This is a genomic window from Nocardiopsis sp. NPDC055824 (assembly GCF_053616335.1).
Map to the genome: position 1 here is coordinate 26,156 of NZ_JBSHDN010000063.1, position 6,068 is coordinate 32,223.

8 protein-coding genes are annotated in these 6,068 nt (G+C 63.1%); 6 read left to right on the top strand and 2 right to left on the bottom strand.

What is annotated here, in order from left to right; translation table 11 throughout:
* Positions 1–105 precede the first annotated feature (105 nt).
* Complete coding sequence (locus ACWGL3_RS15130) at positions 106–444, top strand: hypothetical protein (RefSeq protein WP_452461427.1); 339 nt, start codon at positions 106–108, stop codon at positions 442–444.
* A gap of 260 nt (positions 445–704) precedes the next feature.
* A complete protein-coding gene (locus ACWGL3_RS15135; RefSeq protein WP_452461430.1) occupies positions 705–878 on the top strand; it encodes a BldC family transcriptional regulator in 174 nt (57 codons plus the stop codon).
* Between the two features lie 16 nt (positions 879–894).
* Here the strand turns inward: ACWGL3_RS15135 and ACWGL3_RS15140 are convergent, their stop codons facing one another.
* Positions 895–1,083 (bottom strand): hypothetical protein, encoded by a 189-nt coding sequence (locus ACWGL3_RS15140; protein WP_452461428.1) that lies wholly within the window; start codon positions 1,081–1,083, stop codon positions 895–897.
* A 578-nt stretch (positions 1,084–1,661) separates the two neighbouring features.
* Between ACWGL3_RS15140 and ACWGL3_RS15145 the strand changes: the two genes are divergently transcribed.
* The 3 genes from ACWGL3_RS15145 (at position 1,662) to ACWGL3_RS15155 (ending at position 4,184) form a co-directional block, all read left to right on the top strand.
* Positions 1,662–1,976 (top strand): hypothetical protein, encoded by a 315-nt coding sequence (locus ACWGL3_RS15145; RefSeq protein ID WP_452461429.1) that lies wholly within the window; start codon positions 1,662–1,664, stop codon positions 1,974–1,976.
* Between the two features lie 1,789 nt (positions 1,977–3,765).
* On the top strand, positions 3,766–3,912 hold the full coding sequence (locus ACWGL3_RS15150) for a hypothetical protein (RefSeq protein ID WP_267950602.1): 147 nt from the start codon (positions 3,766–3,768) through the stop codon (positions 3,910–3,912).
* Positions 3,913–3,986: 74 nt separating this feature from the next.
* Positions 3,987–4,184 (top strand): hypothetical protein, encoded by a 198-nt coding sequence (locus tag ACWGL3_RS15155; RefSeq protein ID WP_267950603.1) that lies wholly within the window; start codon positions 3,987–3,989, stop codon positions 4,182–4,184.
* Positions 4,185–5,061: 877 nt separating this feature from the next.
* On the opposite strand, the gene ACWGL3_RS15160 is transcribed toward ACWGL3_RS15155, so the two are convergent.
* On the bottom strand, positions 5,062–5,511 hold the full coding sequence (locus ACWGL3_RS15160) for a hypothetical protein (RefSeq protein WP_267950604.1): 450 nt from the start codon (positions 5,509–5,511) through the stop codon (positions 5,062–5,064).
* A 211-nt stretch (positions 5,512–5,722) separates the two neighbouring features.
* Here ACWGL3_RS15160 and ACWGL3_RS15165 point away from each other — a divergent pair, with 211 nt between their 5' ends.
* On the top strand, positions 5,723–5,917 hold the full coding sequence (locus ACWGL3_RS15165; protein ID WP_267950605.1) for a hypothetical protein: 195 nt from the start codon (positions 5,723–5,725) through the stop codon (positions 5,915–5,917).
* Positions 5,918–6,068 lie beyond the last annotated feature (151 nt).

Sequence of the window (6,068 nt, forward strand, 5' to 3'; positions counted from 1 at the left end):
CTGGTGTGATCGGTCCTAGCGTCTTTCTCACCCCAACCTCCGAGGTGAGTGATGATGACCGACCAGCGCGCGGGTGATCGTGCGGCGTGGCATGCCCATCCGTCCGTGATCGAGGTTCTTGCGGCCGACCACCCCGCGTGGGAGATCAGCCGTGACCGGGAGGGTGCTGCGCACGGTCACTGGCGGGCCACCTGTGGGGAGGCGGTCGTGTGTGCGCCCACCACCGCTGATCTCCTGCTCGCCCTGGAGGCGCACGAGCTCGAGCGGCTCCAAGAGGAGCACGTGGGGCGGTGGCGGGTGTGGCGCACCCCCCGGTACTGGATGGCCAGCGCCCTGGTCGCCGGGGTCGAGCCGACGCTGATGGAGGAGAGCGCCGGCGCTCTGGAGGAGAGGCTGCTCGCCCCGGGCCCGTGGGGGCAGCAGGTCCGGGCGGGCACGCCGTGACCCTGGTCGAGTTCGCCCGGCTCAGCGCGCCGCGCACCACCCGCGACCCCGCGCCTACCACCGCCGGTGGTCCCCTTCCCCGCCGGCGCCCCCGTGTTGCGCCGGCCGTTCCCGCACCTTCAGGAGAGCACCGTGAGCAGCTGTGGCCCCGACGCTGAGGATGCTCCGCTCACCGAGGAGGAGCAGGAGGCCGTCGATCGCCAGGGCGACTACATGCACTGGCAAAACAAACAGGAAGAGAGCCGGTGACAAACGATCGCATGGGCGCCCCGGGCGCCCTGCTCACCCCCGCTGAGGTCGCACGCCTGTTCCGGGTGGACCCCAAGACCGTCACATGCTGGGCGCACCAGGGGCGTCTCGCCTCGATCCGCACCCCCGGCGGACACCGCCGGTTCAGCGAGACCGAGGTCCGCCGGCTGCTCAGGCGCCCCTAGATGTACCGGCCCGGCATCAGGAGGACACGCGCGCCACGACCCGCGCGTACCGCTCCGCCTGCTCGTCGGTGTACGCCCACATGGTCGGTGCCGTCGTCCCGATCGGGGAGATCCTCCAGATCGCCCCGGCCCCGTGGGCGCCGGGTGGCAGGCTGGTGAAGACGACGTCCGGATGACGCTGGGAGAGCTCGTGCTGGGTAGCCATGGCCGTCACGGTAGCTGGATCCGCCGCCTCGTAGACCCCCTCCTGCGATACACGTGCTCGCGATGCAAGGAGTGGAACCCCCGGGGTGGCCCGTACTGCTGGGCCTGCGGGGCCCGGCGGCCGGGTGCCTAAGAGGCAAACCAAGTAGGCCCGCTTCTCCCGAAGCTCCGGCGAGGGGCAAGGTAGGGGGTCGAGGAGGACCGCTCCAGGATGTAGCGCCAGACCCCCATCTCAGGTCACGACCAGATCACGGAAGCCCCCGCGCAACGGACCTTGAGTTCTAGCAGTCGTTGCAACACCCCACCTCTGGAGGGGTGCGATGGACGATTTCGAGGTTCGGAACCGCTCGATGATCCAGGGCCGCAAAGTAGGCCGGGGCGAGAAGAGGCGAATCGTCCTCCCGTCAATAGCCCGTGCGCGACCGCCTGCGGCCAGGACCGCGCCTGGCCCCCTGGGCTGCGTGGCAGCACCGCGCCCGGTCATGGCCACACGTGGACGCCCACGGGGCCTTGGCTGCTCCGACCATGGCGCGCATGCTGTCCTCGTCATATTTACCTTTGACACAAGGAGTTTTTGCCATGCTTGGGAAGACAACTTCAGCGATAGCCGCCAGTGCGCTGGCGGCGGCCGGGCTTCTGGTTTGGTCCACCCCTGCTGCTGCCGAGGCGGCTCCGCAGACCGCTGCGGCGGTCCCCGACTGCGTTGAGACCGACCTCGACGACAGTGGGTGGAGGGACACCCTGGCCGTGACCAACGACTGCAGCTCCAGCGTGCGTGTCAAGGTCGTGCTCGCCTACGCGACCGATCTCCCCTGTACCACGATCCCCTCTGGTTACACCCAAAACTACAGCTGGGGCTATCCCGGCAGATTCGACGGCCTCGTCGACTGCTAGTCAAAGGTCACGCTGAGATCACGGCAGCCCTCGTGCAACGCCCCGTTGCCCGGGGGCTGCCTCGTGCCCGGATCCGTCAACCCAGGTTGCCTGACCGCCGATAAGGTTCACTTATCGGCGGTGACGTTTAGGAAGACGGGCGCCCCGGCGGCGGTGGCCGCCGGCGCGGGGAGCATTCGAGTCGGAACGTGTACTACCTAAACCGCACCTCTGGAATGCGAAGCTACTCGCGGGTTACTTGTCCTGTTGTCGGGCGTTCGGGAGCAGCAGGCCTTGTCCGGGACCGGCTCGCCGATCTCGCGCGGCTCCCCCGGAACCCGGCTGCCGACCCCGGGCCCGCTCTTGGCGGCGGGGGCGAAGACTAGGGGCGGTGCGGTGGGTGCTCCGCGTCGGGGTTCGGTTGACCTTCCCTGCTGATTAGTGTCGACCGCCTAACGATAAAAGGGCGATTCGATTCCAGACGCTGTTAATGACCCTGAGACTGGCTGGCAGCTGACGGCAGGCGATCCCTGCGCCCGGATGCGAGTCGAGGGATATCCCCCTGAACTGGCCCTTTCGTCCATGGCCGAAACTTGTTGCAGTGCTCCACGGAGTGCGAATAACCTGAGATATCGGTGATTGGGCATGCCTTCCGGTTTTACTCTCGTGGTCTCGTTGCTCCAATCTCTTGGAGGTCCTTGTATCGGGCCCTCCAGTACTTCCTACTTAGGACCCTTTAGCCTGCTTGTGTGGAAAATGGGAATCGGAGGAGAAGCCTCTTCGTGCGATCTCCTTGATATTGCAAGACCGGCTGTTTTTCCCGCCTTGCCGCTCCGGCCGGGCGCCTTCTGGATAAGAAAAAACTTAATGGGACAGGAGAAAGATGATAAAGCGAAGGAAATATGGACCGTGGTCACTGGTCGTGAGCTGCTTCTTCCTGCTTGGGCTGACACTGGCAGCGGCGCCTGCCGTCGCCGGTGAAAGCTTCTTGAGTGCGGGGTTCTCGGATCAGACAGCCACAGTGGAGCTGGCTTCGAGCGAGATCGCGGGGCAGAGAATGGCCTCGTCAGAATATGCACAGGATTCTTCTGATGCAGGAATACACGCGGAGAACCTCAACGTCAGCGCCCACCAGCAAGGCGAGGGCGCGGCCGTGCAGTTAGCCTCCGAGATGGTCTATTCGCCCTATGTGACGACGAGCACGGGATCCCGATGCAGGGTAGAGGCGCGAGTCTACGAAGCCTCGGGGGGATCGATTGTCGGCGGTTGGGGAAGAACGCGGTGCAGCGACGCCTACAACACGCATGATCTTTATGCGGTTCTCAGTAACGCCAGTGGCCCTGTTTCCAATGGATCAAGGCAGTGTGCGACCGCTCCTACGTTGGTCTGTGCCGGCGGCACGGTTTCCCTGCCCAACCCTTCTGGTATGCAGACTTTTTGCATGGGAACTCATGCGAAATGGAATTTCGTCGCTGTCCCCAACCCAATGGCACGGGCGTGCATTCGCGTGTAAATGCATAATTCCCAAGTCATGGCGGGCGGCCGTCGCGAACCTACCTGAGCACCAGTCCGGGCAGACAGCGCGCTGAACCGACTGCCCCGCCTCCCCTTGAGAGGAGGCGCACAGGGCAAGGCCAAGCATCCCTGCCGCACCCAAAGGAAGCCTCCGCCCCAGACACGTTCCGGGGCGGAGGCTGGATTCACAGGCGCTCGCGGCGGTGCTGTTCCACGGCCACCCACGACCAGCGCGGCGGGTCGGGCCCCGCCTCAGAGCGGTGATCGTGGACAGCCTCATCCGCCAGGGGCGGGCGTGACCGGTGTCCTCCTGGTCGTGGTCGTGCAGCCACAGGTACCGGTCGCTGTGGTCGAGGAGGAGACCGCGGACGACGTCGCCGCCGACCTCGGAGGCGACGTCGTGGGCCTGTCGGTAAGGAGCGTGTCAGGAAGTGCCAAGTAGCGCTGACCGCACTGGTAACGGGTAGTTGCCGGGACTCACCGTTCCATTCCTACTCGGACCCCAGGATGCTCGCGGTGGGCCACGACGTCATCGGGATCTTCTGGGAGGCGATCGACCGCCACGGCGGACAGATCCCGCTGAAGTACCTCTCCAAGACAGCGCTGAAGAGGCTCGCCGGTGCGGGCCTGCTCGACTTCCCCGAGGGGCGCCGGGTGAGCGAGCGCGGCCGGGCCGCCCTGCCGGTGGCCACCGCCCTGATGCCCCGCCCGTGAACACTCCCGACCCCACCCACGACTCAGGGGCGCCTGAGCTCTTCGGGATGGATCATCATTGGCAACTGTCCGTTGCGTGCTAAACAGCGTTGCTCTTGGCCTCTCCATTTACAGGGAGAGGCCAAGAGCACTAAATTCTGGATGGGGAAGTTCCCGGTCTTTCTTGATGAGATTTCGACTTCCCCCGTGATGCCTGCGCAGTATATTTTTTGTCAGCCCGCCCAGATGCGAAAGGACTCGATATTCTCAATCATGGCGTGGCCGACGAAGCTGGTATTTCCGAGGAAGTCCTGATGGGTGCCCGAGTAATTTGTGTTCGCATGGGCTCTTATGTGAGTGCACCGATTGAAGACCTGGAACGAGTTGATCCTGTTGTTCCACTCGTGCAGGTTCGAGAATCCGTACCCGTTTCTATCGCAGGGTCCCCAATTCCCATAGACGTGGTGCAGCGGGCCCTGGAAGCGTGAGTTGGCGTACCATGTCATAAGGATAGTCGCTTGGTTGGTTGGGGCTTCCGTGGCCTCTCTGGCGCTTGGGTAGCATTCAGAGAATGCGACCTGTGAGACAGTCTCCCCAGGCTGCAACTCTTCCAGGACGGTCACGCAGTGCTCTTCTCCCGGTGTCTCGCCAGAGTGCGCGGTGCCGGGAAGCACGGACAGCAGTACAGCAGAAGCTGCCAGTATTCTACCTGAGGTTAGGCCAATTCCTCTGAATTTATTAGTCATTCGAGCTTTTCTCCCAAAATATCCCTAGGGTATCTCTCTGAACGCGAAGGCCTAGGATGGTGGCACTGGGGTTCTGTCTCTTATGTCCAGATGTTGACTGGCGTTTGACCGTCCGTTCGGTACTTGCGTGAGTTTGCGGGGGACAGCACGATTCACCACCAGCCGGTTCGTGTCTCGGGGTAATTTTCGCATATCTGGCCTTCCCAGGGGGTAATGCATGCCCTGAAAGCCACGTTCGACGAGGAACTCGTTTGGAAACCACTAGTCCACACGTTCGGTCGACTCTGGATGTGCTCCTCGGAACTCAGATCGAATCGCCGATCGCCGTTGGTGTCAACCTCGAAGACAAGGAACCTGTTGCCGGAGTTCAATGCGCGTCCCCAGCCGTAGACCCGACCATTGCTGTGCCTGCCAAAGCGAACCTGGACGGTGCCGACGCTTGTTACTCGAGCATCTCCGGTGCCTTTATTGCTCGTCGCCAGCACCTGATCCGGATTAATCCACGTGGACGCAGATCGGGCATCCGCCACGGCCGCCCCCGGGGTAAGGAGAATCGACACCATGAGCGCCACTGTGAGGCCGATGCTTTTTTTCATTTCCATTCTTTCATTGTTTGCAATGCTTTTTTAAGTGGGAGTTGTTGGCTTTTGTGTGCGCGCTACATTACTGGACTACCAGATAGAAATTCACGGACTACTCCTGCTTCCGCTATCCCATCTTCTCTTGGGTCATAATTACTCGTCAACACCTTTCGGCCCCAACCGAAACTCCCTGGTCAGCGCCGCAGGAAAGGCCGCCAACGCCGCACTAGGCATGGCGATCATCATCGCCCTGATCAACAACGTCGAATCGATTTCCAGCATGTTCGAGGTCGAAGCCTCCGCCCCCGCTCCAGCGTCCGAAGCACATCAGCAAGGAGACCTGGAAGCACCTCGAGAAGGCCCGCTGGGAGAACTACCGCCGCCGCCGCGCGTCCGAGACTGGCAGCGGCGGGAGCTGGAGCGGTGATGACGGCGATGGAGGGGACTGATCTACCCGTTGCCCCTTTCCTGCTTATCTTGTCCGCCCCCCTTTAGGAAACGGGACCAGGGCCCGCTTACCTAAACAGCACCCCCCGGACGCGTCGTCACGACGACGACAATGTCGTCGCCATGACGAC

Coding starts and splice junctions, on each gene's coding strand:
- ACWGL3_RS15140 (WP_452461428.1), bottom strand. CDS start 1,083: ATGGCTACCCAGCACGAGCTCTCCCAGCGTCATCCGGACGTCGTCTTC.
- ACWGL3_RS15165 (WP_267950605.1), top strand. CDS start 5,723: ATGGCGATCATCATCGCCCTGATCAACAACGTCGAATCGATTTCCAGC.
- ACWGL3_RS15160 (WP_267950604.1), bottom strand. CDS start 5,511: ATGGAAATGAAAAAAAGCATCGGCCTCACAGTGGCGCTCATGGTGTCG.
- ACWGL3_RS15145 (WP_452461429.1), top strand. CDS start 1,662: ATGCTTGGGAAGACAACTTCAGCGATAGCCGCCAGTGCGCTGGCGGCG.
- ACWGL3_RS15135 (WP_452461430.1), top strand. CDS start 705: ATGGGCGCCCCGGGCGCCCTGCTCACCCCCGCTGAGGTCGCACGCCTG.